General features: G+C 36.6%; 20 protein-coding genes. 9 read left to right on the plus strand and 11 right to left on the minus strand.

What is annotated here, in order from left to right; genetic code table 11:
• A complete protein-coding gene (locus CLV94_RS16380) occupies positions 1-219 on the plus strand; it encodes a hypothetical protein (RefSeq protein ID WP_121377633.1) in 219 nt (72 codons plus the stop codon).
• 2 nt (positions 220-221) lie between these two features.
• Entirely contained in the window at positions 222-605 is a 384-nt protein-coding gene (locus tag CLV94_RS16385) for a YchJ family protein (protein ID WP_121377594.1), read from the plus strand.
• Between the two features lie 169 nt (positions 606-774).
• Here CLV94_RS16385 and CLV94_RS16390 read toward each other — a convergent pair whose 3' ends face one another.
• A complete protein-coding gene (locus CLV94_RS16390; RefSeq protein ID WP_121377595.1) occupies positions 775-1203 on the minus strand; it encodes a hypothetical protein in 429 nt (142 codons plus the stop codon).
• Positions 1204-1367: 164 nt separating this feature from the next.
• On the opposite strand from CLV94_RS16390, the gene CLV94_RS16395 reads away from it, so the two are divergent.
• Positions 1368-3365, plus strand: a complete 1998-nt coding sequence (locus CLV94_RS16395; protein ID WP_121377596.1) for a sensor histidine kinase — start codon at positions 1368-1370, stop codon at positions 3363-3365.
• Positions 3366-3376: 11 nt separating this feature from the next.
• Positions 3377-4006 (plus strand): response regulator, encoded by a 630-nt coding sequence (locus CLV94_RS16400; protein WP_121377634.1) that lies wholly within the window; start codon positions 3377-3379, stop codon positions 4004-4006.
• A 5-nt stretch (positions 4007-4011) separates the two neighbouring features.
• Here CLV94_RS16400 and CLV94_RS16405 read toward each other — a convergent pair whose 3' ends face one another.
• Positions 4012-5415 carry an MFS transporter gene (locus tag CLV94_RS16405; protein WP_121377597.1) on the minus strand — a complete coding sequence of 468 codons (1404 nt, stop codon included), beginning with the start codon at positions 5413-5415 and terminating at the stop codon, positions 4012-4014.
• 82 nt (positions 5416-5497) lie between these two features.
• On the opposite strand from CLV94_RS16405, the gene CLV94_RS16410 reads away from it, so the two are divergent.
• Both CLV94_RS16410 and CLV94_RS16415 read left to right on the plus strand, forming a co-directional pair.
• On the plus strand, positions 5498-5872 hold the full coding sequence (locus tag CLV94_RS16410) for a winged helix-turn-helix transcriptional regulator (RefSeq protein ID WP_121377598.1): 375 nt from the start codon (positions 5498-5500) through the stop codon (positions 5870-5872).
• A 26-nt stretch (positions 5873-5898) separates the two neighbouring features.
• On the plus strand, positions 5899-7614 hold the full coding sequence (locus tag CLV94_RS16415; RefSeq protein ID WP_147406649.1) for a patatin-like phospholipase family protein: 1716 nt from the start codon (positions 5899-5901) through the stop codon (positions 7612-7614).
• Positions 7615-7617: 3 nt separating this feature from the next.
• Here the strand turns inward: CLV94_RS16415 and CLV94_RS16420 are convergent, their stop codons facing one another.
• From CLV94_RS16420 to CLV94_RS16440, 5 genes are all read right to left on the minus strand, one after another.
• Positions 7618-8337, minus strand: coding sequence for a LytR/AlgR family response regulator transcription factor (locus CLV94_RS16420; RefSeq protein WP_220477612.1), 720 nt, complete (start codon positions 8335-8337; stop codon positions 7618-7620).
• Positions 8327-9163: a sensor histidine kinase gene (locus CLV94_RS16425; RefSeq protein ID WP_170148821.1), complete on the minus strand. Its 837-nt coding sequence runs from the start codon at positions 9161-9163 to the stop codon at positions 8327-8329. Before CLV94_RS16425 ends, CLV94_RS16420 begins: the two co-directional genes overlap by 11 nt.
• A gap of 356 nt (positions 9164-9519) precedes the next feature.
• Positions 9520-9933: a DUF4907 domain-containing protein gene (locus CLV94_RS16430; RefSeq protein WP_170148822.1), complete on the minus strand. Its 414-nt coding sequence runs from the start codon at positions 9931-9933 to the stop codon at positions 9520-9522.
• The gene (locus CLV94_RS16435; RefSeq protein WP_245982643.1) at positions 9893-10882 is read right to left on the minus strand and encodes a Kelch repeat-containing protein; all 990 of its coding nucleotides are present in this window, start codon (positions 10880-10882) and stop codon (positions 9893-9895) included. The genes CLV94_RS16430 and CLV94_RS16435 overlap by 41 nt, the downstream gene beginning before the upstream one ends.
• Before the next feature lie 11 nt (positions 10883-10893).
• Positions 10894-11742, minus strand: coding sequence for a DUF6268 family outer membrane beta-barrel protein (locus CLV94_RS16440; RefSeq protein WP_147406650.1), 849 nt, complete (start codon positions 11740-11742; stop codon positions 10894-10896).
• 226 nt (positions 11743-11968) lie between these two features.
• On the opposite strand from CLV94_RS16440, the gene CLV94_RS16445 reads away from it, so the two are divergent.
• Together CLV94_RS16445 and CLV94_RS16450 are read left to right on the plus strand one after the other, a co-directional pair.
• The gene (locus CLV94_RS16445) at positions 11969-13288 is read left to right on the plus strand and encodes a DUF4270 family protein (RefSeq protein ID WP_121377604.1); all 1320 of its coding nucleotides are present in this window, start codon (positions 11969-11971) and stop codon (positions 13286-13288) included.
• A complete protein-coding gene (locus CLV94_RS16450; protein WP_121377605.1) occupies positions 13278-14519 on the plus strand; it encodes an OmpP1/FadL family transporter in 1242 nt (413 codons plus the stop codon). Before CLV94_RS16445 ends, CLV94_RS16450 begins: the two co-directional genes overlap by 11 nt.
• A gap of 1 nt (position 14520) precedes the next feature.
• Here CLV94_RS16450 and CLV94_RS16455 read toward each other — a convergent pair whose 3' ends face one another.
• On the minus strand, positions 14521-15366 hold the full coding sequence (locus CLV94_RS16455; protein WP_121377606.1) for an EamA family transporter: 846 nt from the start codon (positions 15364-15366) through the stop codon (positions 14521-14523).
• A 471-nt stretch (positions 15367-15837) separates the two neighbouring features.
• Between CLV94_RS16455 and CLV94_RS16460 the strand changes: the two genes are divergently transcribed.
• On the plus strand, positions 15838-16896 hold the full coding sequence (locus CLV94_RS16460; protein ID WP_121377607.1) for a serine hydrolase domain-containing protein: 1059 nt from the start codon (positions 15838-15840) through the stop codon (positions 16894-16896).
• Positions 16897-16951: 55 nt separating this feature from the next.
• Here CLV94_RS16460 and CLV94_RS16465 read toward each other — a convergent pair whose 3' ends face one another.
• Genes CLV94_RS16465 through CLV94_RS16475 form a run of 3 tightly spaced genes read right to left on the minus strand, consistent with a single transcriptional unit; the run spans position 16952 to position 24091 of the window.
• Positions 16952-18928 carry a DUF3857 domain-containing protein gene (locus CLV94_RS16465; RefSeq protein WP_170148823.1) on the minus strand — a complete coding sequence of 659 codons (1977 nt, stop codon included), beginning with the start codon at positions 18926-18928 and terminating at the stop codon, positions 16952-16954.
• The gene (locus CLV94_RS16470; protein ID WP_170148824.1) at positions 18925-20874 is read right to left on the minus strand and encodes a DUF3857 domain-containing protein; all 1950 of its coding nucleotides are present in this window, start codon (positions 20872-20874) and stop codon (positions 18925-18927) included. Before CLV94_RS16470 ends, CLV94_RS16465 begins: the two co-directional genes overlap by 4 nt.
• Complete coding sequence (locus CLV94_RS16475; RefSeq protein ID WP_147406651.1) at positions 20840-24091, minus strand: toxin-antitoxin system YwqK family antitoxin; 3252 nt, start codon at positions 24089-24091, stop codon at positions 20840-20842. The genes CLV94_RS16470 and CLV94_RS16475 overlap by 35 nt, the downstream gene beginning before the upstream one ends.
• Positions 24092-24128: the final 37 nt, after the last annotated feature.

Raw genomic sequence — 24128 nt, forward strand, 5'->3', positions numbered from 1 at the left:
ATGAACAGTCAAGTATACGAAGAACTAAAGAAAGAAGTACAAGAAATCATTGATCTGATAGCTAGCAAGCAAAATCGAGAAGCCAATAACAAGCTGAGAGAAGTTAGCGAAACGCTAGATGAATTATTAGATCATGCCGAAGAAGACGAGGAACTTTTGGAAATAAGCCGCTATCAAGTATTGCTGAACCAGCTACATCAAAAAATCAATGCCGAGTAAGCATGAGGTCTGATTGTTATTGCGGCTCAGGAATAGGATTTGCAGATTGCTGCGAACCATTTATAAAAGGATTCCAAAATGCTCCAACGGCTGAGAAATTGATGCGTTCCCGTTATAGCGCATACGCAGTACAAGCTGCTGATTATCTTATGGCCACTACACACGCTTCTACAAGAAGGAACCATTCCAAGTCCGCTATTCTAGAATGGTCGAAGTCAAACCAATGGCTTCGGCTCGAAATCTTGGATGTTTCAGAAAATGTTGTTGAATTCAAAGCTTACTTTTTAGACAATCGTCTCGAAGGACATGTGCATCACGAAAAATCTTTTTTTAGAAAGGAAAAAGAAGTTTGGTTTTATGTAGATGGTGAGTTTTATGATGTGTAGAAATTGTTCGTACTAAAAAATAAAAATGCCCTTCCGTTTGGAAGGGCATTTTACTAACTCTCAAAATAACCCCCTCTTATTTTAAGGTATTGCTTTTGAAAATTTGGCTCTTGTACAATTCATAATACAAGAGCCGGTGTACCAATATAAACCAATAAAAAAGTATGAATTATTGTTTTGTTCCCGAAAATGTAAAAGTGATATCTGTAGCAGCTTGTTGTTTTGTAAGTGCCAGCAATGCTTTGCTACTTGCTCTGTAAGCAAAAGTTCCAGCTGGCGCATCGCCATCTACAAGTATATCGCCACCAAGATTATATACTTTTATTGTTTTTGGAGTTAAATTAGAATAAGCTTCCCCGCTTTTAGGAGTCATTCGCAATTCAGTATTACTAACTTTAGTAATAATTAAAGTGGCGTCAAAGTAGTCTTGTCCTGCGTTCGGGCCATCTAAAACTTCAAATGTACCTTTAAAAGTACCTACAGCTGCGTCAATACTTCCGCCGCCATTACCGCCATCACTATCATCACTGCTGCATGATACCATGCTCACTACTGCGAATACAACAATACCAACTGTTTTTAAAATCGATTTTTTCATTTTTAATTTTTTATTAGGATTTGAAATACAAATTTATTCTGATGCTTAACGGCTTCCTATACCTGAAAACGGGTGTAATTTCATACCTGATATCAGGTATTTTTCGGCAATAAAGTTGAATATTTAACAGATAGTGTAGTGAAAGTTAATATTTTTGTATTGCTATGAAAAACAAATTATTACTCCTGTTTATACTATTCGTTTCGCAGGCATATCCTCAAAGGGTTTATACGCTTGATGATGACAAATCCTATACCGATAGCCTGACGCAACTTATTAAGTCAACTCGTGTTGATAGTATCAAGTGCATTAGTAGTTTTAGGCTCGCTGATTTGTACAGAAGAGGCAAAAAAAACGAACTGGCTGATGAATATCTTGCCCTTGCCAATACGATTGCTCCCAAATATCCTTTTCTAAAAGATGTAGCTGTTTATTATAACTCGATACCTTACTTGAGCAAAGGTGATATTGATAATTTTGGAAAACAATTGAGTCTGGCCAACACGAAACTCAAAAAATACAAGACAAAAGATTCGTATTCATTACGGGCATATATACTGAGAAATCTATCCATAGTCAAGCAAGTCCAAAATAACGAAAAAGAGGCGATGCGAATTTTGATAGAGGAAGCTATGCCGCTGGCCGAAAAAGGAGGCAATTACGAAGTACTAAGCGGACTGTACAAATCAGTAGCCATTATTTTTATGAATAATGAAGAAAGGACGAAAGCAGAAACTTACCTGAAATCAGCAAAAGAATATATTGAAAAAGCATCGAAGTCATCTTACACCTACAAAGAGACTAAGGTAGAAATCTATGTCATAGACTCCGAAAATATGACGCACCTTGAAAAGCTGGTAGATGCTAAAAAATCATTGGACAAAGCTTATGAAATATTAAAAAAATACCCAAAGTCCAATATGAATGGTGGCTATTATTTTTCTGAAGGTTATTATTTCTATAAGATAAAGCAATTTGAAAACTCGTTAAAAAGCTACGACAAAGGAATAGCCAATAGCATGCTTTATCAAGATGTATTTTCGGCCAATCGTCTGAAATTTGCCAAACACCTCCCATTTAAAGCAATGAATAGACATGAGGATATCAAAAACGTTTTGCTCGACCTGATAGAAAACAGTAATCCTTTTGTTGTAGACGAAAAAAACTATAGCTTAGAACTGGCACAGACGTTCGAAAAGTTAGGAGATATTAAAAATGCCTATAAATATAGCTCGAGATATATCGCACTCAACGACAGTCTCAATGAAATACAATCCAAAGAAAAGATAACCGCGCTCGAAGCAAAATTCAACAAGGCTGAAAATGAGAAAAAAATCAGCCAGCTAGAAGCGCAGCGCGAACGAGACAAACTTATTGCTGAAAACAACAAGTTATATTATGGATTGCTGGTTGCTATTTCGGTCCTGTTACTCTTATTGGTAATCTTCTTATGGATAAATTCAAAAAACCAAAAAAAGATAGCGATTGAGCATGCCAAAAACTATACACAAAATCTGACGGCTCTCAAAAACCAAAAGGAAATAGAGGTAATGCAGGCCATGATAAAAGGTGAAGAAAGCGAACGCAAAAGAATTGCAAGAGATCTTCACGATGGTATCGGAAGCATGCTATCTTCGTTGAAGATGCGATTCATGAAAGTGAATAGTTCCTCTGAAGTCGACCTCAACGAAATTGACAATATGAATACCTTGCTTACTAATTCGATTACCGAATTGCGACAGGTTTCTTATAATCTGATTCCCGAGTCACTGCTCAAATTAGGACTTGAACATGCGCTTAACGACCTCTGTCATATGTTGAAAACAGAGAATGTCAGGATTGATTTCCATGCCAACGCTATCAAAGATGACATTCCAGAAAGTATGCAAATTACGATTTATCGGATAGTCCAAGAATTATTAAGTAATGCTTTAAAACATTCAAAAAGCAGTGAGATTTTAGTGGATTGCAGTCAAAATCAATCGCGGTTTTTTATTACGGTCGAAGACAACGGAATAGGATTCGATACGAACAAGATGGATGTTTTTGAAGGACAAGGCTTGAAAAATCTGAAAAACAGAGTCGAGCTGCTGAATGGTAAAATAGAAATCGATTCATCGAAAGAAAGAGGCACGGTTTTCAATATCGAACTGTCCCTATAATTTACATGACAATGATAAAGCCCTATAAGACATTAATTGTTGACGACCACCCTATAGTCAGTGAAGGACTTCAGGTTGTTTTTTCGCAATCAAAAGAGGTAGAAATCGTCAGAATCTTCAAGACAGGATCGATGCTTTTGGACTATGGTGGATTGGGCAAGATTGATATTATTCTTCTAGATGTTTTCTTGCCCGACATAAACGGAATAGACTTATGCCTGAAAATCAAAAAGAGCCATCCAAAAATTATCATACTCGCAATGAGCAGCCAGGCAGAACGCAGCATTGTCATGCAGATGATAAAAAATGGAGCCAATGGTTATCTGCTCAAAAGCGCTTCTCTAGATGAATTCAAGAACTGCATAAATAAGGCAGTCGAGGGCGAATTGGCTTTTAGTAATGAAGTGAAAGGAGTTATTCAGAAGACGAGTATTCATGACCTAAAAACTGTTCCCAGATTGACCCGAAGGGAAAAAGAAATCTTATTGTTATTGGCAGACGGCAAATCTACCCAAGAAATATCAGACACCTTATTCTTAAGTTACCTTACCGTACAGACTCACAGAAGAAACTTACTGAATAAATGTCAAGCCAGAAACCTTGCTGAACTGTTGAAATTTGCAAAGGAAAACGCCTTATAGTTTCCCTATTTGGCTTTTTTATGTGAAATAAAAAGCAAAAAGACAGCCACAATTAACAACAAAATTATGTTCGTAATTGTAGCTGCTTTGTAAGCTTCTAGATACGTTTCAAGTTTTCTATGCGGATTTTTCAAAATATAAAAAAATATGCCCCCAACGATACCGACTCCCAAAGCAATCGCTGTCTGCTGAAAGGTCGAATACGTCCCCGAAGCCATGCCCGCAAAGGAAGAAGGAAGATTTCGTAAAGAAACGGTCAATAAAGAGGGAAGCACGGTTCCGCATCCGATTCCATAAACAAAAAAGACTAAGGGCAAAAATGGGCGAGTAGCCGCTGATCCATCCAGAAGCCATAGGTGAAAAATTAAGGATACGACCATCAACATGACACCAAAAATTAGGACGAATTTTCCATACAGCGTAATCAACCGTATCGATAGCAAGGAAGCAATCACATATCCAACTCCTTGGAATACAAAATACAATCCGGTATCAAATGAGTTGATGCCAAATCCGTTCTGAAGAAGTACAACGTTAATCAAGAAATAAGAATCTTGAACCATAAAATAAAAAACAGAAGCGAAAAGTCCGATCGTAAAATCTCGATGCTTAAATACACTGACGTCAATAAGACTGAGCTTTCCTTTATTCTGCCTTCTACGCTGCTGCCAAAAGAAAAACAACGCAATTAAAATAGAGAGCCCAAAAAGGATAAATATCCAAATTGGCCAGCCCAATTCTCTCCCTTGCACTATGGGATAAATAAAACAAGCCAGAGTCAAGACCAGCAGTGCGGCACCCAAACTGTCAAATTTTTGAGTTCTGACTATGACCGTATTTTCGAGATATTTTATAGACAAGCCGATTGCTATGATGCCAATCGGAACATTGATTAAAAACAATAGCCTCCAGCCTTCAACAAAACTATGGATTTCAGGAAGCACGCCTCCTAAAAATTGGCCAATAACCGAAGCAGCTCCAGCGATGCTGCCATAAATACCCAAAGCTTTTGTCCGTGATTTTTGATCTTGGAAAAGTACCTGAATATAAGAGATACCTTGCGGTACCATAAAAGCAGCGCTTATTCCTTGAAAAGTCCGACCAATATTCAGCTGGATTGTATTCTGAGACAGTCCGCACAAAAAAGAAGAAAGTGTAAAAGCAGCCATGCCTATTACGAACACAGGCTTTTTTCCGAAATAATCGCCCGCTCTTCCGCCAGCAATTAAAAAGGAAGCATAACCCAGTACATATAAGACGATGACCCATTGCATGTCCGTATCTGTGCCTCTAATTCCTACTTTGATTGAAGGTATTGCCACATTAACCACGAAAATATCAATTACTGATAAAAACACAGCCGTCGATACCAATGCAAGAAGTGACCACCTCGAAATACTCCTGCCCATAACACAATTTTTACTACATTTATGGGATAAAATTAGGGCGGATTACTAGCGCCCACAAGTAGTTTCTAAAACGATACCAAGTATGGAAAATGATACTAATGCTGATTATCAATCGGTTGAAAACAAAGAAAATTTTGATTTTTCTGAAAATAATTGTCCCATCAAAAATGTATTCAAAGTTATTGGCGGAAAGTGGAAAGTTCCGCTTATAAATGCCATCAGCCAAGAATGCCCGAAACGCTTCGGAGAACTAAAGCGAAAAATGGAAGACGTAACCCAGACGACATTAACGCTACAATTAAGAGAACTAGAACGTGACGGAATCATCTGCAGAAAAGTCTATGCCGAATCGCCGCCACGAGTCGAATACAAATTATCTGAACATGGAATTAAGTTGGTTCCGATTCTTAAAGTTTTGGATGAATGGTGGGAAGGCTACTGCGAGCATAAAAATTAATCGACAAGTAAATAAAAAAATAAAATATGTCCCAAAAATTTAAAATATGTATTGCAATGGCTGGAGCCGTATCTGCTGGAGCTTTTACGGGCGGCGTAATGGATTATCTGTTAGAAACATTAGACCTGTGGGAAAAGGCAAAAAAGAAGAACAGAGATTTAGGCATCGATCATACTGAGTATGATTTTTCTGTGCCGATGCATGATGTCGAGATAGATGTAATCAGTGGTGCGTCTGCTGGAGGTATCTCGGGTTCTTTGACCATGCTGAATGTTGTGGATGAAAATCACCAATATGTCAATAAAGACAATCCTTTCGGAAAAAATAATCGCTATTACCAAAGCTGGGTAGAAATGGCCGATGATTCTAAAGCAACGACCTTCGAAAAAATGCTAGAAACAGGCGACCTAAAGAAAAATCAAAAACCAGACTCACTGCTAAATTCGCAATCAATCGACGCTATTGCAGAGAATGCGCTACACATTGAGAAAGTAAGAGAGTTTCCTCCCTATATTTCAGATAGTTTAGATTTGATACTCACGACTACAAATTTGCGCGGCATCAATTTCAAGATTGATTTTGGCGGAAACGACAAAAGTGGTTCGGTCATTACGAGCCATGCGGGTTTTTTCAGATATAAATTGGCCAATGGTAAATACCCTACCGGAATTCCTGAAGGCGAAAATTTATATTACGTGCTCGACCTGAAGAATCCCAAAGATATGGGCTATCTTAAAGATGCGACATTGAGTACGGCCGCTTTTCCAATTGGACTTAAGTCAAGAGAAGTAGCCATTTCGCAAAAATATGTCGAGAGATATCCCAAATATCTTTTTGGAAAAAGAACGGGCATTTATCCGCTGATAAAAGAAGACACCGTATACAAATTCAATTCGATAGATGGCGGTCTTATCAATAACGAGCCGTTTGCTATTGCGTTGAAAGTTCTTAAAGAAAAAAGTGCCGAAGAAGTAATACAAGACAAGTATGCCGTCATTATGATCGATCCATTTCCGAATAAGGATAATGAGATTGAAAAAACAAACCCCGAGAGAGATATCATCTCTATTGCCAAAGGAATGTTTAAAGCCTTGCGGAATCAGGTAATGTTTAATCAAGATGGGATATTGGATGCCTTGGAATTAAGCGACCGAACAAAATTTTTGATAGAACCTGTTCGGAAAACTCGAATTCAAGGAACTTTGACCAGAGCTAAAAACGACCTTGCGTCAGCACCTTTTAGCGGTTTTGCTGGATTTATTGATAAATCATTCAGGCACCATGATTATTATTTGGGAAGGCTGAACTGCCAGACTTTTTTACGCTATTATTTCGGAATGCTAGAAAAAGATATGGACGAAAGGCTCAATGTTATACCTCATGCCGCTGCATTTGATAGATTTTATTTTAACGAAGTCCAAGGTGATTCTGCCAGTCCAAAACTATTTCCAATCATACCCGATATGCGTGTTCTCCAAGCTAGGTCTAACGAATCGGATAAAGAAAAGTATGGCATCGATGCTAAATTGGATTATCCAGTATATCCGACAATCCGACTTGATAATTTTGAGAAGAAATACAAAAAACTGATGTTGCGAAGAATTGAATCGGTTGCAAATGGCCTGCTGGATAATTTTTGGTTTAGCATTGCGAATCGACTTTTTCTTCGCAAGAAAATCAATAATGCCGTCAACGAAATGATCGTGAAAGAACTAGAAAATGCTGAACTGATTGAACGTTAAGCATTATAGTTTTATGCGCTCAAAGAAAAGTTTCTTATACGTTTCACTAATCGGGATTCTTTTTTGGTCTATGATAATCCGGTTTCGCTGAATCGAATTGATATATTGCAGATTGACGATATACGAATTGTGAACTCTCATGAAATTCTGCTCGGGCAGTTTTTCCAATAGGTTCTTGAAATTAGAAAGAGTCAGTACAGATTTGCCGCTGTTGAGGTTGATTTTTAAGTAGTCTTTAAGTCCTTCGATGTATTTTATATCGTCGATAAAAATTTTTAGGCTTTCATAATCGGATTTTACGAACAAAAATTTATCTGAAAGTTCCTGTTTTTGAACAATTAAAGGCTGTTTCTTGTTTTCGTTTTTTGACGCCTGATAGGTAAACTTATTCACCGATTTCAAAAATCGAGTATACGCTATGGGCTTGACGAGATAATCTAATGCTTCAAGCTCAAAACCATCGATAGCAAATTGTGGATAGGCAGTCGTAAATATAAATTGCGGCCTGATTTTGAGCGTATCAATAAACTCAATTCCAGTAAGGAGCGGCATTTCAATATCTAGGAATATAAGATCGACAGTTTTTGAAGTGACGAACTTCATCGCTTCTACCGGATTGGTAAAACATCCCAATAACTCAATATCGGGCATCGTATCGCAATAATTTTTTATGACATCAATAGCCAGAGGCTCGTCGTCTAAAATAACTGTCCTAATCTTCATTCAGTTTTAATTTTAGCTTTACATAAAATTTTCCAGAATCGGCATAGGTTTCCAATTCGTTTCGCTCAGGAAAATAAAGGTTTATTCTCTTGACCGTATTTTCAATTCCTAAACCGAAGGAATCGCCATTGCTTTTAATCCTATTGATATCATTAATTACAGAAAAGTCTATTTCGTTTTTTTGGACCTTGAACTTTACAATAATTTCGTTTTCTTTTGACGGATCGATACCATGCTTGAACGCATTTTCAATAAAGGAAATAAACAGCAGCGGCGGGATAAAGATAGAAGTTTCATCACAATCAACTTCAAAGATAATGTTAACGTTTTCAGTCAGTCGCAGTTTTTGGAGCTCGATATAATTTTTGATATATAAGATTTCTTCTTCAAGAGGAACGGTATCTTTATTAGTCTCATAAAGCATATAACGCATCAATTCCGACAGGTTCAAGATAGCCACAGGAGTCTGCTCTGATTTTTTTATAGATAAAGAAAAGATCGTATTGAGCGAATTAAAGAAAAAGTGAGGGTTCAGCTGTGCTTTTAAAAAATTCAACTCAGAATTCTTTTTCTCCATTTCGGCTTCTTTTTGTCGCTTGTAGCTGGCATTCCATTCAATAAAAATCTTAAACATGGAACTGACCGTAAGATACAACGTAAAAAGAATAATGTTGGGCAGCATCATGTGGATCATGAATATATAATTATTATCAAAAGGAAGAGCTGGTGCCGCTCTTACGCCCCTGACTGCTCTTGGAATACTTAATCTTGCTGGCTGGGAAGAAACGGATACCGTGTCGGCTTTTTCTTTATGAATAGAAATCATAGCAGCCCTAGGCGTTATTTGGGATGGCGGAATGGTTTGAAATGTCCGCGTTAGAGGCATAACCCGACTAAAGTACATTACCTCAATCTTAAAAATAGTTATAGAACAAGCGATTATCAATATAAGAGTGGTGACAATATAGAGTACCAAGCGGTTTTTAAGCAGAAGCTTTGGAACCAAGAAGAAATAATTGATATAAAAAAGAGAAATCGGTAGTAATATCCTTGGAATAAAACTTTTAAGGTCCGTATAACCAGCAAAAAAATCACTGAAAGGGAAGGCCAAAAACAAAAGCCAGATAAAAATGTGGAGCAGAAAGAGCCTAAAATTAAATGAAAAAATACTATATCTTTTAATCAGCATTTGGTTTTGATTTTTAGAGTTGATAAATCTTTTAACGTCAATGTAGGCATTTCATTTCTTTTTATTTTTTGGATTACAAGATGGCAAGCCGCCGCCGCTTCAATACTATCGCAAAAAGGGACGTTTTCTTGTATTGCCGGAATAAAATCTTGATTGATCAGCAGCTGGTCATGTACAATCACCCTATATCCAAAACCATTTTTGGTCTTATATACGATTCCTTCAATTTCGCTATCCTTTTTGCTTAGGCAAGAAGCGAATAGCGAAATTAGGAAAATAAAGCCAAGCGATTTTTTCAGCCATTTTAGATTCGGGGCCGTATGATGGGACAGCCCCTTATCTAGCTGAAAAAAACCAAACAAAAAATTAATCATCGCTATTCGGAGCATCATTAGGCTTGAACTCATACATATCATCAAAATAAAAAGTACCGTTTTTTCCAAGTAGCACAAAGCCTCTTTCGCCATTCGAAATTGAGATAGCGTCTTGACGGGCAACAGCTTCGAAGTTTGTTTTTGTACTCCAGGTATCATTCGCAGGATTATATTCCCAAATATCTTTTGTCGTTCCTCCCGAAGTTATATAGCCATAGGAACCAATTGAAAACCCGACAGCATTCGTACGGGCTATGTTGTATTTTTCATTTGCATCCAGATCCGAAAGTTTTTTCCATGTTTCGGTGGCTGTATCAAATACCCAAAAATCCTTGATGTTGATTCCGTTAGAAGAACCAGTTCCAAAATATACCTTTGTACCGATCGTAAAAGTTGTACCCTCACGGCGTTTGGCACCTCCAAAACCAAATTGCTCCGTCCATGTGTCTGTAACAGGATCGTATTTCCAGAAATCTTTTTTGTCATTTTCGCCATCAAAACCAGAACCGACGTAGCCAGCTGTAGCCGAATTAAAAGCTACGGCACCTCTTCGCAGCAAACCATTTCCGAAATTCGATATCGGTGTCCACGTATTATTTTGCGTATCATATTTGTAAAAGTCGGTCAGCTGCGTAGTTCCATTATATCCAGTGCCTAGATAGCCGTTGTTTCCTATCGCAAAAGCGACAGAAGAGCTTCTTTTTTCACCTGGAAAATCCGCTTTTTGTACCCAGAAATTACCTTCTATATCATACTGCCAAAAATCATTAAGATAATTGCTGCCGTCATATCCGGTGCCTACATAGGCGCTATTTCCAATCGTAAAAGAAGTTGCGCTACTTCTTGGCCTACCATTAAATACGGTGCTTTCCAGCCAATTGCCGATACTGCTTTCGCCATCGTCTTTACTGCAACCAGCAGAAAAAAACAATGTCCCTAATAGACCTGTGCAAAGTAGTTTTTTGGAGCTTAAAAAATTCATTCTCATAAGTATTATAAATTTAGATTGTATTTGAAACCCATTGTGATGTATATCGTATTCTTAAAATCGATGCCGGTTTTTGGTCTATTTTCCTGAAAAAGATCAAGCTGATTGGAAAAGGCATAACCCGACCGTAGTGTGGCCATCCAATTGTTATCTGATACATAATTGTATTCCAATCCGGCATTATAACTCCTCATTTCTATAGCGTTTATGTTCGGAATATTGTCTTGCTTGTCGCTCCTGATTTTTGAATAGAAAGAATCCACAAAAAGCGATGATTTTATACTGTTCTTTGGAGATAACATATACTGGAAATTGGTTTCCGGAAGGCCAATTGTAAAACTAGCATTCTTGCTGATGAATTTTTGGTAGCTGACTACCGGCAGCCATCGCGGCTTTCCAAATAACGAAGAAAAGGACACTCCCAAAATAGTATAGGAGGGATGGTCTCCTTCTATTTTTCTTGTAACAGCTAGAGAAAATGTAGGATAGATATCGTCAAATGTTATCGTATTCTTGAAGTTTGAATTCAACTCGGGCTCAAATGTGGCTAGCAAGTCCCAATTCTTATTGAACTCATGAGCATAGCCCATCGCAAATTTGACTGACTGGATGGATTGCAATTCATTGAAATAAGCCCCATCATTATCTTTGCCATAATCGATTTCAAATTTTTTAAATGAAGCGCCGTACGTAAACTGTCCTTGCTCTAAACCAAAGGCAGCAAAATGTTTGTTTAGCGACGCAGCATCCGTATTATAAATCATACTGTACTCATATTGTATTGAACCTGAACTTTCTTGCGAATAAGTAATCCCGTGACATGCCAACAAAAGGGCAGCAATGTGTCTGTGCATGATTGATAATTTGCCTCAAACCTATTTTTTATTTGCTTTCCCAAAAACTGAAATATACCATCAGGCCATTTTATACTATAGTTTTTGAGTTATAGCCTACAGATTTTAAAAAAACGAATCCGTATTTAGAAATACGCTATATGACTGCAATTTTGCGCATTCCATATATAATTTAAAATTGCTGAATTGGATCACTGCTACATTCGTATCCTAAAAATTTATACGAATGAAAAAAAGCATTGTTGCATTGTTGCTGATAGGACTATCGATACTTTTGATTTCATGCAGCGCAGACAGCCTAGACAAGACATTTATTGTTGATAAAGATTTTGCCGAAAGCGATGTGAGGTTTATCAGCATTGACACTTTTACTGTTGAGATGTCTACCATAAAACTAGACAGCGTCATTACTTCGGGAGGGAATAAGCTGCTGATCGGGCAATATACGGATCCTGTTTTTGGAAAAGTAACATCTTCAGCATTTATGACCTTTATTCCGAAAACCTACACAATTTCTGAAGAAGCAGTTTTTGACAGTATTGTATTGAGCCTTAAATACGATGGCTATTTTTATGGCGATACCTTAAGGCCCAAAACCGTTTTGGTTCAGAAATTATCCAAAGAATTAAAATTAGGGCCACAGCAGACGGCATTTTATAATACTTCCGAAGTTCCCACCTTTAGCCCGATTTTAGCAAGCAAGACATTCAACCCTAGAATTAGCAAAGATTCGCTTACCCTAAAACTCGACCCAGTGTTTGGGAAAGACCTTTTTGATAAGTTCAGGGGTGGCACTATAAGAACCGATGAAGATTTGAAAGAATTTTTTAAAGGACTAAAGCTCTTTCCGGGTGCAGATGAAAATGCTTCCTTGATAGCTTTCAAAGGCGCCAATAGCTTTATTCGGATGTATTATTCAAAGCCAGACCAGCCCAATGACAAGAAAACTTTTTTGCAGTTGGAATTTGATAGCAAGGATACAGGCGCTAAATCTTTTAACCAAATTATAGGCGACAGAAGCGGCACCCCGTTGTCAGGCTTGCTGCCTCAAAATAAATCGCTTTCTTCCACAGCTTTAGACAACCTAAGTTTTCTACAGGGTGGTGCAGGTATTGCTGCTAAAGTCAGGTTTCCCCATATTCGGACGATTTCACAGATAAATGGTGGCAAAGGGCATGTGTTTAATGCAAAAATGAAAATCAAGCTAAGTCAGGCCTACTATACTAACAAGCTCTACTTATCCGATTCTTTGCAAGTTTTTGTGGTGGATGGCAATAACAATATTATCAATGAGTACATCGATTCAAAAGGAAAAAAAATCAAGGCATCGGTAGCAAAACAAGACAAAGAATTTAATGAGGTCTTCTTGATTTTGCCGGTAGATGTTTTTTTGCAGAAGATAATCAATGAAGGCAATTATCTAGAATATGGGCTGCTCGTCCTGCCATACAGCTCTCAATATGGAAATAGGATGGTCTTAAATGGCGAACACAATCCAGAATATTCTTCTAACCTAAAAGTAATTTATGCAACTTATGACAAATAGATCTACTTTTTTACTGCTTTCAGCATTTATTTCTGCCTGTTCCTTATCCGCACAAACCAACAACCAGACCAGTTCGCCTTATTCCCTTTTCGGATTGGGACGCTTTAATGATGCCAACACCGGAAAAACAAATGCGCTAGGAAAAAGCGGAACGGCACTCAGTTCCGAAAGAGAAATAAACAACTTGAATCCGGCTTCGTTAGCCACAATCAAGAAAAACTCGTTTCTTTTTGATGTTGGAGCAAAAGCAGAAATGAACACATTTACAAATGAAATTGACGATACAAAAGTAACCACGGTAAGTTTCTCCAGCCTGGCTTTTGCCTTTCAGCTCGACAGCCGATCGGGAATCGGTCTTTCGCTTTCGCCTTATTCCGATGTAGGCTATAATTTGATGGGAATTGAAAATACCGTTGAAGGTTCTACAGAATCCTATTTCAGCAACATAAAAGGAAGCGGCGGGCTCAATGAAATCAAATTGAATTACGGAAGAAGCTTTTCAGAAAAACTGCGGATTGGGGCAAGCCTCAGCTATCATTTCGGGAAAATTTCTGAAGTAGAGATTACCAAGCTGAATGAAGACTATTTAATGATGGACGATAAAAATTATTATATGGGACTAAAAGCGGCTATAGGAATGCAGTATGACATCAACAAAAAGATTACGATTTCGAGTGTTATCGGCCTTCCAACAGCTTTGAACGGCACTAAAGACTACAGGATACTAAAACTAGTAGAAGACTCTGAATCGGTTGTAAAAGAAGATTCGGAAAGCATAGCCGATTTTAAATTGCCGCTGACCTTGAATATAGGCATCAAAGCACAGTTAGGAAAAACCCTCACGCTAAATGCGGATTATACTCGATCGCAATGGTCGGCTACTGATATGGAAGATAATATCGGGCAATTTACCGACCAAGATGTTATTGCTGCCGGACTGGAATATACTAGCGAAACAAAAAATAATCTTTTGCAGAAAATAACGTATAGGCTGGGCGGCAATTATGATACGGGCTATCTTTCTATTGATGGAAATAAAGTGTCTGGGTTTGCAGTAACATCTGGATTAGGCATTCCTTTAGATTACAGGACCAATACGTTTATAAATGTTTCGTATAGCTATGGCCAGCGAGGACAAATGTCGAATTCGCTTATCCATGAAAATTACCATCTGTTTACTTTGAATTTAAGCCTTGAAGATATCTGGTTTGTAAAAAGAAAATACGAATAGACTAACGCCTAGATGTAATCGTTGAGCCAGCCGATGCCGTAACTACAAAAGCCACAGCCAAAATTTCATTGAAAGACAAATATTCCTGCAAAAATATAAAAGCACAGATAGAAGCCGCGGCGGGTTCTAAACTCATCAAGATGCTGAAGGTACGTGCAGGGAGCTGACCCAGAGCCTTCATTTCTAACGTAAACGGAATAGCGCTAGACAATAACGCAAGAGCGATGCCCATGCCCAAAAGCTGAGGAGTAAGATTGTTTAGCCCTTCTCCAAAAATTCCGAAAGGAACAACAAGCAGGGCTGCGAAGAGCATTCCAGTTGCTACGGCATCGCCGCCTTTCATTATAGCCGAAATTTTTCCGCCCAATACGATATAGGCTGCCCAAAACGCACCAGCCAATAAGGCAAGCGAGGCTCCTAAAATATCAACTCCATTAGTAGTCCAAGGCGCGATTAAAATGATGCCAGCTGCTGCAAGCAATACCCACAAGAAATCAACAATACGTTTTGAGCCTAAGACAGCGACCATTAAAGGACCGATAAATTCTAATGTTACTGCCAACCCGATCGGAATTTTTTCTATAGCAAAATAAAAGACCAAATTCATGGCTCCAAGGCACAGACCATAAGGAAGTACGAATTTCCATTGATCGAGCGTAATTTTGCGCAAGTTAGGTCGATACACAGCCAGCAAGATAATTGCCGAGATGCCAATCCTTAATGAAGCCGTTCCCGGAGCTCCAATAGTCGGAAAAAGACTTTTTGCGATAGCTGCTCCAGACTGCACGCTTATGATTGCCATGAGAACGGCAGGAATAGGAGGTATATTGATGGATTTGAGTCTCATGGAATGTTTCGGATTGAAAGAGCAAAACTACGAAATTAGCTTTCTCAAGTAAGCAAAAAGGTAAAATATAATAACTGTCTGAAAGTGTATACCAAAATAAAAGAAGAGATGGTATATAGAAACTACTTTTTCCCTGATAGGATTTCTGAATTGCCAACAGAAACTGACAGATTCCATACAGAAATTACTCTTTTCTAATAGGATTTATGAATTGCTATATAGAAACTGAGAAATGCTACACAGAAACTGCTTTTTCCTGATAGGATTTATGAATTGCTATATAGAAAACACTATTTTCTAATAGAATTTCTAGAATGTTATGTAGGATTTGACAAATGTAATACAGCACTCGTGCAAAAAAGAAGACGTGATTCAAATTTTCTATTTACAAACTTAGCAACTTTGTGTGATGGTTTAAAAGTTATATTTGTAATGATTTTTTACCGACCTCCTCACTTCTAATTCTACTTTATGAAAAAGTTTTCTGTCTTTTTTCTTCTTTTTACGTTTCATTTGATAATCGGGCAAACAAAAAAGATTGCTACAGTAATGGATTCCTATATTCAAAAAGGTTTTAATGGAGCCGTATTGATTGCAAAAGACGGAAAAATAGAGTATCTGAAATATACCGGAATTGCGAATAGACATTATGATATTAAGTTTTCGGAAGCATCGAGATTTCATATCTTTTCGGTTACAAAAACGTTTACGGCCGCTTTGATTATGAAACTGTATGAAGAAAAGAAAATAAATCTTGATGCGACAATTTCGACTTATTATCCTGAATATAAAGGAGAAGGAAGGGATAAAATTACAATTAAAAATTTGCTGACGTACAGTAGCGGTAGGGACTTACATGAAATGAGAGATTTCTTAGATGTGTATAGCAACAACATCTGGGGACTAGATACTTTTATTGAAAAATATTGTTCAGGAAAATTGATCAACCCACCAGGAACTAAATTCGACTATAGTAATGGTGATTACATACTGTTAGGGAAAATTATCGAAAAAGTAAGCGGTAAATCGTATGAAGAAATGCTACGGGAAAAAATACTAGTACCGTTAAAAATGCAGCATACCGATTATCTGCATCATATCGATATCATAAAAGGCATGGCCGAAGGGTATTCTTATGACGATTCTTTAGCGCAAAAATTTTATAGTCCGACCAACTATTATATTGACAACCTGTATTCGGCAGGTGCTATGTATTCGACGCCAGAAGATATGTTGCTTTTTGACCAAGCAATTTTCAATCATACTTTATTGAAAAAAGAAACAGTTGATTTGATGCTGACTCCTTATAGCAACTTAGACGAGACAGCATTAGGCTTTTGGGTCTATCCTAAAAAGTTTGGGAAAATAGAAACTCTTTTGGCCGAAAGGCAAGGAGGAGGTTATGGTTTCCATTCCAATTGGGTTCATCTTATTGATAAAGGATTGACCTTTATCTTTTTGTCAAATACCGATGCCGTTGATCTGAATGTAATGCGATTTGATATTATTGATGCTTATTTGAATAAATAAGTTTTCGAACCTATTTAAAAATAAAAATCCGGAACATTGTCCGGATTTTTTATGTCTATTGTTTATTTAGAATAATCACAATTTTATTGAAGTCGGCAGCAGCATTGATTACGGTTCGATACGCTTCAAAGTTTTCAAGAGGATAATGAAGAATGTTGTAATATTCTGTATTCTCTACAACAATCTCATTTCCTTTTTTCTCATACTTGCTTACAAAAGCAGCTTCGGTTTTGCCGTTTACATCAGCAGTATAATTCATATTGAATTTGTCTAAATTTTTTACGGTGATTCCCTCAGGAAGCAGGATTTTGATCTTGCGGGTATAAGCATGTGGATAATCTATTTCTACAGGAAGCATACGTTTGTTTTCTTGATAAAGTTCCATCTGTTTTCCAATGGTTTGTCCGACAGAAAATAGGTAGTTATCTCCAGCTTTTCGAATCAGGTCTTTTCCTTCAAATGTTACTTTCAACACGAATGGTTTTTTGCCAATATTGTCTACTCCGTCATTTTCAGTCGTTAGTGTTTTGTATTCTGTTTCAACAGTATAATTTTCTGCAATGCTTTTCAGGACGGTTTTATATTGTTCTGGAGAGGCAAAATCTTTGATGGGTTGAAAATTGAAGGCAGAATAGCCGCCAAATTGAATATTATCAGTTACGATCGGATTTTCGATATCTTTTGTGAAGTCTACCGTAATTTCCATTATGTCATGGGTAATTTCTACACTAGGAATGTCAATGGTGCTAATTTCACCAATTCCCATTTTTGTCCCAGCAAAGGCTTTTTCTTTTATGAAAAGTCCATTTGTACCAGCCAATACACTTGGTATTAGCGGGATTCTGTACTCAATTTCAGTAGGTGTCATGAATTTTTTGATTGCTGGAAAGTAAAACAAAATCTCATCCAGATTTTCATAGCTTTCAAAATCTTTATCAAAAGGAACCTTATAACGATTTGACGTAAATACAAGATTTGTTTCTACGCCCATTTTGTCAAATACGGCAATGTAGAACCTCAAAATATCACTTTGATTGGCTTGTTTTGATTTAATGATATCCTGCAGCGTTTCTTGGCTATCAATATAACGGCTGTAGTTTATGGTTTTCTTGATTTTGTTCTCGATATTCCAAACTTGCTCTTGTATGTCTTTGGATTTGGTGATGCTTTTACAAAATTCATCTATAGCCTTTTGTTCTTTTTTATCATATTGCGGATGAAATCTTTCGTATAAGTTTGTAGAAAACTCTTTGAAATTGTAAAGATTCTTTGCACCATTTGCTAGATTTTCATCTAGCTTGTAGCGGAATCGCTTAATGTTGCTATTCCAGTTCGAATAATTTTCATTGTCATCCAATGCAGGAGTATTGATTTCATTAATGGTTAAAGTTGTAAAGTTTTCCCTTGGCAGTTTTTTTTCAATGACAGGTTCGGAAAGACCATTATAACCTTTAGTACGAAACACCAAATGGTCAGGATAGATCAGTTGAAAGGTGTTTTTTGCGATCGGATATTCATCCTGCATTTTTACAGTATTTCCTTTAATTTCTGGAAGTTCTTCCAAAATAAATATCTTTTCGATGACAGCCCCTTTTTCAAGACCATTGACAGCAAAATACTTAAAGTTGACGCCTCTTTCTTCATCGGTTTCTTCTTTTACATCTTTACTGTTCAGTTCTATTACCTTACCATTTTTTAGAATAACGCGCGCTTTCGTCGTAAGTACGCTTTCGTTGGATCCAAAAGGGATATAGATTTTATTGTTTCGTTCTACAGCATCATCGCTATTGATATATCTTTTCTCGTGCAAAAGATAGTATTGGATTGCTTTACCTTTTTCAGAAATAAATTCTACTTTGGTATTTCGTTCGAGTATGGCTTCTTTTTCATCCTTGTATTTGGCAGGAATCTCTTCTTTAGTTTGTTTTTCATCCCAAGTATAGTTCTTAAAGGAAAAGTCTTGTGCATATCCATAGGAACCACAGAAAATAAAGAATAATAGGAGGGGTTTTATTCTAAGTTTTAAAATCATTTTTCGGTAAGTATTAAAGTTTGTGTATAGGTGTTTTTTAGTTTTTTGATCGTCTCGTTCCATAAGGCAAAATCGGACTGCTCAAGCAATATTTTTTTCAATTTTATCTTTACTTCTAAAGAAACAAGTCCTGCTTTATTGGCGTACTGGCAGTCGAATTTCATAAGAGCATTATCAAAACTGGAATTTTCTGGAAGGTATTTGACCGTATAGTTTTTTGGCAATTCCAAATCATAACGACCGTTATAAGCAGCCAGATATTCAAGATCAAATGCAGTTGTACGATCTGGCTCTAATGTAAGTTTCTCATACATGCGGTCTAGAAAAAGATTGATATAGAGTTCTTTGTCTACTTGTATTGCATAATCGGCCAAGTCAAAATTGAAATTAATCTGGTAAGGCTTATCCCGGTCTGAAACATTGGCTTCTGTATATTCTTTGAGATGAAATTTATTATTTCCCTTTAGCACTAAGCTTTTAATCATTTCAAAACGAGTCTTGTTTGAAGCGTCTCCTATTTGCGCCAATATGCTGCTTCTTGAAAATCCGTTATAGCCTACTGTTCCTGTGCCTATAATTTTTTCTTTGTCTAAACTGAGTTTGAGAGTCTCAAAAGTCTCATTGTTTTCTGCAGGAACTACAGGAACTGTTATTATTTTATAGGTATCACCATTGCTCAACAGCGCTTCTTTTCCTTGGATAAATGATGTCGGTAGTCCGTAGCGTGTTTCACGATCGGTAGCATCCAAAAAAACATAGTTACCATTATCGTTGTATACCGCAATCATATGGTTGTCGACAGCAGGAGTTGAAAGTTGTTCGTACGAATAAGGTATTTCTCGTGTTCCGATCCATGAAACGGTGACATCTTTTATTCCGGCATAACTAGCCATCGAAGAAAGAATGCTTGCCATGTCTTTGCAATCGCCAAATTTGCGTTTATAGATTAGGCTGGCTTCACGCGGTATAAAACCTTCGTAACCATTTTCGAAAGCAATGTATTTGATATTGTCTTTTACCCAATAGAATATTTTTTTGATTTTTTCAGCATCTGATGTCAGTCCTGTAGTCAGTTCCGTTGAAAGAGTTTTGAGATCGTCGTCTTCGGTCTTATTTAAGTTTTTTATAAACGATTTATAATAATCATAGAGCTTTTCGGTATTATCGAGCACATTGATTTTATTTTTATCGATGGTATAATCTTTTACGTATACATTGATATGCGGTATAAAATAGCGAAAGCCAGGATTATTAGGTTCCATTTTTACGGCTTTTACATCTTTTAATGTCCAACTGTAAATGTATTTGCCTTTCTTTTCAGATTTAGAAAATTCGATGCTATTTGTAGGATCGTTGAAAATGCGATAGCCTATGTTGATGTCTTTGTCAGTACGCACTTCAAAGGTTGAATTTAGTATCGGAAAATTGTCTCCAAACACAAAACTCTGCAATAGAAAGGGATCGACAAACTCAGTCTGTACGCTATATACTTTTTTGGCACCGGCTTCAAGGTTGGGGAAAATAAGCTGTCTTTCTTTTACGTCATTGTAAAAGACAGAATTTTGCCTTGCCTGCTTTTCATTTGTTTGTGTTACTTTAATCTTACGGTCTTTACCCTTATCATTGATAATAGAATAGGCTTCATACTGATTCAGTTTTACGAGTTCAGAATAAGAAAAGTTTTCTTGATTATTTAGGATGCCGTTTTCAGAAAGAATCATCGACTCATAATAATTATCTTGCAAGACGCGCAACTTTTTATTTTCAACAAAAATATCATACGAACTCTTATTGCTTATGATGAGCTCATTAATGTCTCCGTACTTTTTTTTGTATTCTAAAAACAGCGGGGCTTTTTCTTGTGCCTTGGCCTGCAGGGCAAAAAGACATAAGAATAGAACAACAGGTTTATTACTTAGTAATTTCAATAAGTTCGTCTGAATCATAACGTTGGGTTTGAGAAACAACTCCATTAGTATAAATTTTGCATAGTCCATGCAATTCATCGTTTTTATATTCTGCCGTCAGTAAAGGCTTGCCGTCTTCTTTAAAAAACTCTTGTACTCCTTCGAAATAAGAATTTTTAAAATTTTCTTTTTTATAGATTTTTCCGTTAGGATAGTATTCTATTCTCGGTCCTGATAAAAGATCCATGTCATAATTGGCCTCAAATTCAGGTTTGCCTTCTTGATTATTAACTACGAGTTTGCCATCAATATTGCCTTTCACAAAATTAATTTCAATGGCAGTTTTTCCGTTTGGATATGACGAAATTATTTTGGCTGTCTGAGCAGCGATAGGCGTTTTTTCAGTCAGCTTTCCGTCTTTGTCAAGTTTTATATAATAGACCAATGCATTATTTTGATAGCCTAGGATGAGAATGTTATCGCCTTTTTGATTGTAGTATTTGGCTTCGCCTTCAATGTCGCCATCAAGTTGGTTGTATTCTAAGAATTTTCCTTTATTATGGAAATAACGCGTTAATAGTCCCGTATTATTGCCTAAAATATAATTGTCTGACATTCTCAAATTTCCAGCAATATCATAGTATTTGGAGATTCCGTCTGGCTTTCCAGCGTAATAATTCCTTTCAACTTGAAGTCCTCCAGTTGGACCATAAACAGCTGATTTGCCATTTCTGATACCATTGGTAAAACTGCTTTCTGACCTTGTCTTGCCGTTCTTGTCTTTTACAAGATATTTTCCTTCAAATAAGCCGTTTGTTAGTGTATATTCATGTATTTCTATACCATTATTGTAAAGGGTGGTCATTTTACCATTTTTATTGGTATAATCAACTTCATTTAGTTTTTTACCTTCGGTGCTGTACGATTCCATTTTGACTGGAGTATTATTTATATACCTTGTCATAAGGTTGATAGTGCCATTTTGCCAATAATTAAAGCTTTTATATAACGTACCATCGCTATAGAAATTTTCTGACAAAATACTCCCATCAGGATAAAAGGACTTATGAAGGCCATTTAATTCGCCATTTTTATAGTGATAAACATTCGCGAGCCTGCCATTTTCAAAACTTTCATACACGCCCGAAATAGTATCATTAACATAATTGAAGACAGACGAAGGGCGCGTATCAGGATTAAAAGTACGTGCAAGACCGGTTCGTGTTCCGTTTTCATAACTTTCTTGCGTGTTCAAAGCACCGGTAGTATAAAAGTAATTCCACTCGCCTTTTTTTATTCCTTTTTCATAATTGCCTTTCGTTAATACAGAACCTTCTAGGCTTTTCATAACATAAGTTCCTTTGCTTACAGGTACTTCTGTTGGCTTTGGTTTTCCAGGTTCAAATTGTAAGGCAGATTTTATTTCTCCTCGTTTTAAGGTTTCTTGGAAATAAGGAGCATCATTGCCATTATAATAATTATTGGTGGCTACATATCCTTCTTTGTCATAAAGCGTTTCATAGGATTTTTTCCCATTAGCAAGATTAATTATAGCTTTGGCAGGATTGTTATTTACATAAGTGGTTTCTTCCTTAAGTGTTCCGTTTGCAAAATAACTTTTATAAGGCGATGAAATTGTACCTGCTTTATATTCAATTTCAGACTTTAAAACCTTTCCATTATAGTATTCATAGACCTTACCGTCAATTTTTTCCATTGTATAAGGGTAAGTACTCGATATATTTCCAACATTATCATACTGTATATAGTTGCCATGTAGCTTGCCTTTTGAGTAATTAATTTCACTTTTCTTTGTCCCGTTTTCGTACAGACAAATAAGAGCCCCATCACGCTCATTATTGACAAAATTTACTTCACAGTTTTTTCCACCATTAATATAATAGGAGGTGCTGATTCCTTCTAGCATATCATTTTTATAATTTTCTACGAACTCAATATTACCATTTTCATAATATTTGGTTCTTTTACCCTCAGCCTTGCCTTTAGAATAGTTCTTTTCTTCTGTCAAACGACCTTTATTATCGTAGTATTTTTGTAAGCCATCTAATTGGTCATTAACTAGATTAAGCTCACTGACCATGTTTCCGCTGCTATTGAGAACTTTATATTTGCCAACTTTTTTTCCGTTTTCTTCTTTGCCTAAAAGATAGGGCTTGCCATTTTCTAGATAGATCACCACTTGTTCTTGTTTGCCAAATAAATCAACATTGCGTTTTGCAAATACCTGCCAAAAATCTTTAGAAATATAATTTTCATAAAAAGCTGTGATCTTTTTATTCTGTGAACTAAGTTTTTTACCTAGCTGGTCTTTCATGCCTAATAATATATGATAGGAAAAACCTTCGAACTGTTTTTTCTTTATAATATCGGCAAGAAATGGAATGTAAGTTGTTTCAAAAAAACCGTTCTCCATTTTATGGTCAACGGCATATTCTGCAATTGCCTGTACTTGGCGAGTGATGACATCATCAATTGTAGAATTGATTTTGTACGCACTTTTTAGAGGCAGTGAATTACGCAAGATGACATCGATTTCTTCAAAATTATCACCTGATTTGGAGAAAACGAGTTTGCTTTTTTCGAGGTAATTTTCAGCGAATTTAGCATTTAGCTTTAAGATTGCATTTTCACAGCCTTTGCCTTCGCTAACAAGTGTAAGATAGGCGAGTAGGGCTAATGAACCTTCGGTTACGCGACCATCTTCAAGAGCAATCAAACCTAAAAGGTAATGAGAACCGACATGATTTGGATTTATTGTAATTGCTTTTTCAAGATAATCTACGCTTTTTTGTCGCTCTTCTTTGCGAACATACAGTAATGCTAAATTATAAAATAATGTACTCGAATTGGGGAATGTCTTTAGAGATTCTAAAAACATTTTTTCTGATTTTTCATAGTCTTTTTGGTCGCTCAAAAAGCTTCCATAGGCCATGTAAAATTCAGGTTCTTCTTTCATGTAGCCTTTGTTGTAGGCTTCTTCATAAAATGCTTTTGCAGCTTCTTTGTCTTCGCTAGCAGAAAGAGCCAAAGCTTTTTCATATTGAGCACTATAAAATTTAGGGTCATTTTTTACAATCTTATCAAACGCTTTAATAGCATCTTGATATTTTCCTTCTTCATAGAGGTGGATACCTTCTTTTAAAAAGGCCTCGCTGTCATATACAAAAGAATAGTCTGTTTGAGAATAAGTAACGCTACTAAGTCCTAAAATAAAGGCGATGAATATGTTTTTCATATTGGAAATTAATTTTTCCAAATATAATTTTTTTGTG

The organism is Flavobacterium endophyticum (assembly GCF_003634455.1).
Lineage (GTDB): Bacteria > Bacteroidota > Bacteroidia > Flavobacteriales > Flavobacteriaceae > Flavobacterium > Flavobacterium endophyticum.

Bases quoted from the DNA above. Each gene is read 5' to 3' on its own strand.
- CLV94_RS16380 (WP_121377633.1), top strand. From the start codon at position 1: ATGAACAGTCAAGTATACGAAGAACTAAAGAAAGAAGTACAAGAAATC.
- CLV94_RS16460 (WP_121377607.1), top strand. From the start codon at position 15,838: ATGAAAAAGTTTTCTGTCTTTTTTCTTCTTTTTACGTTTCATTTGATA.
- CLV94_RS16410 (WP_121377598.1), top strand. From the start codon at position 5,498: ATGGAAAATGATACTAATGCTGATTATCAATCGGTTGAAAACAAAGAA.
- CLV94_RS16420 (WP_220477612.1), bottom strand. From the start codon at position 8,337: ATGAAGATTAGGACAGTTATTTTAGACGACGAGCCTCTGGCTATTGAT.
- CLV94_RS16445 (WP_121377604.1), top strand. From the start codon at position 11,969: ATGAAAAAAAGCATTGTTGCATTGTTGCTGATAGGACTATCGATACTT.
- CLV94_RS16405 (WP_121377597.1), bottom strand. From the start codon at position 5,415: ATGGGCAGGAGTATTTCGAGGTGGTCACTTCTTGCATTGGTATCGACG.
- CLV94_RS16475 (WP_147406651.1), bottom strand. From the start codon at position 24,091: ATGAAAAACATATTCATCGCCTTTATTTTAGGACTTAGTAGCGTTACT.
- CLV94_RS16395 (WP_121377596.1), top strand. From the start codon at position 1,368: ATGAAAAACAAATTATTACTCCTGTTTATACTATTCGTTTCGCAGGCA.
- CLV94_RS16470 (WP_170148824.1), bottom strand. From the start codon at position 20,874: ATGATTCAGACGAACTTATTGAAATTACTAAGTAATAAACCTGTTGTT.
- CLV94_RS16400 (WP_121377634.1), top strand. From the start codon at position 3,377: ATGATAAAGCCCTATAAGACATTAATTGTTGACGACCACCCTATAGTC.
- CLV94_RS16450 (WP_121377605.1), top strand. From the start codon at position 13,278: ATGACAAATAGATCTACTTTTTTACTGCTTTCAGCATTTATTTCTGCC.
- CLV94_RS16415 (WP_147406649.1), top strand. From the start codon at position 5,899: ATGTCCCAAAAATTTAAAATATGTATTGCAATGGCTGGAGCCGTATCT.
- CLV94_RS16385 (WP_121377594.1), top strand. From the start codon at position 222: ATGAGGTCTGATTGTTATTGCGGCTCAGGAATAGGATTTGCAGATTGC.
- CLV94_RS16435 (WP_245982643.1), bottom strand. From the start codon at position 10,882: ATGAATTTTTTAAGCTCCAAAAAACTACTTTGCACAGGTCTATTAGGG.
- CLV94_RS16430 (WP_170148822.1), bottom strand. From the start codon at position 9,933: ATGAGTTCAAGCCTAATGATGCTCCGAATAGCGATGATTAATTTTTTG.
- CLV94_RS16425 (WP_170148821.1), bottom strand. From the start codon at position 9,163: ATGATTTCTATTCATAAAGAAAAAGCCGACACGGTATCCGTTTCTTCC.
- CLV94_RS16390 (WP_121377595.1), bottom strand. From the start codon at position 1,203: ATGAAAAAATCGATTTTAAAAACAGTTGGTATTGTTGTATTCGCAGTA.
- CLV94_RS16440 (WP_147406650.1), bottom strand. From the start codon at position 11,742: ATGCACAGACACATTGCTGCCCTTTTGTTGGCATGTCACGGGATTACT.
- CLV94_RS16455 (WP_121377606.1), bottom strand. From the start codon at position 15,366: ATGAGACTCAAATCCATCAATATACCTCCTATTCCTGCCGTTCTCATG.
- CLV94_RS16465 (WP_170148823.1), bottom strand. From the start codon at position 18,928: ATGATTTTAAAACTTAGAATAAAACCCCTCCTATTATTCTTTATTTTC.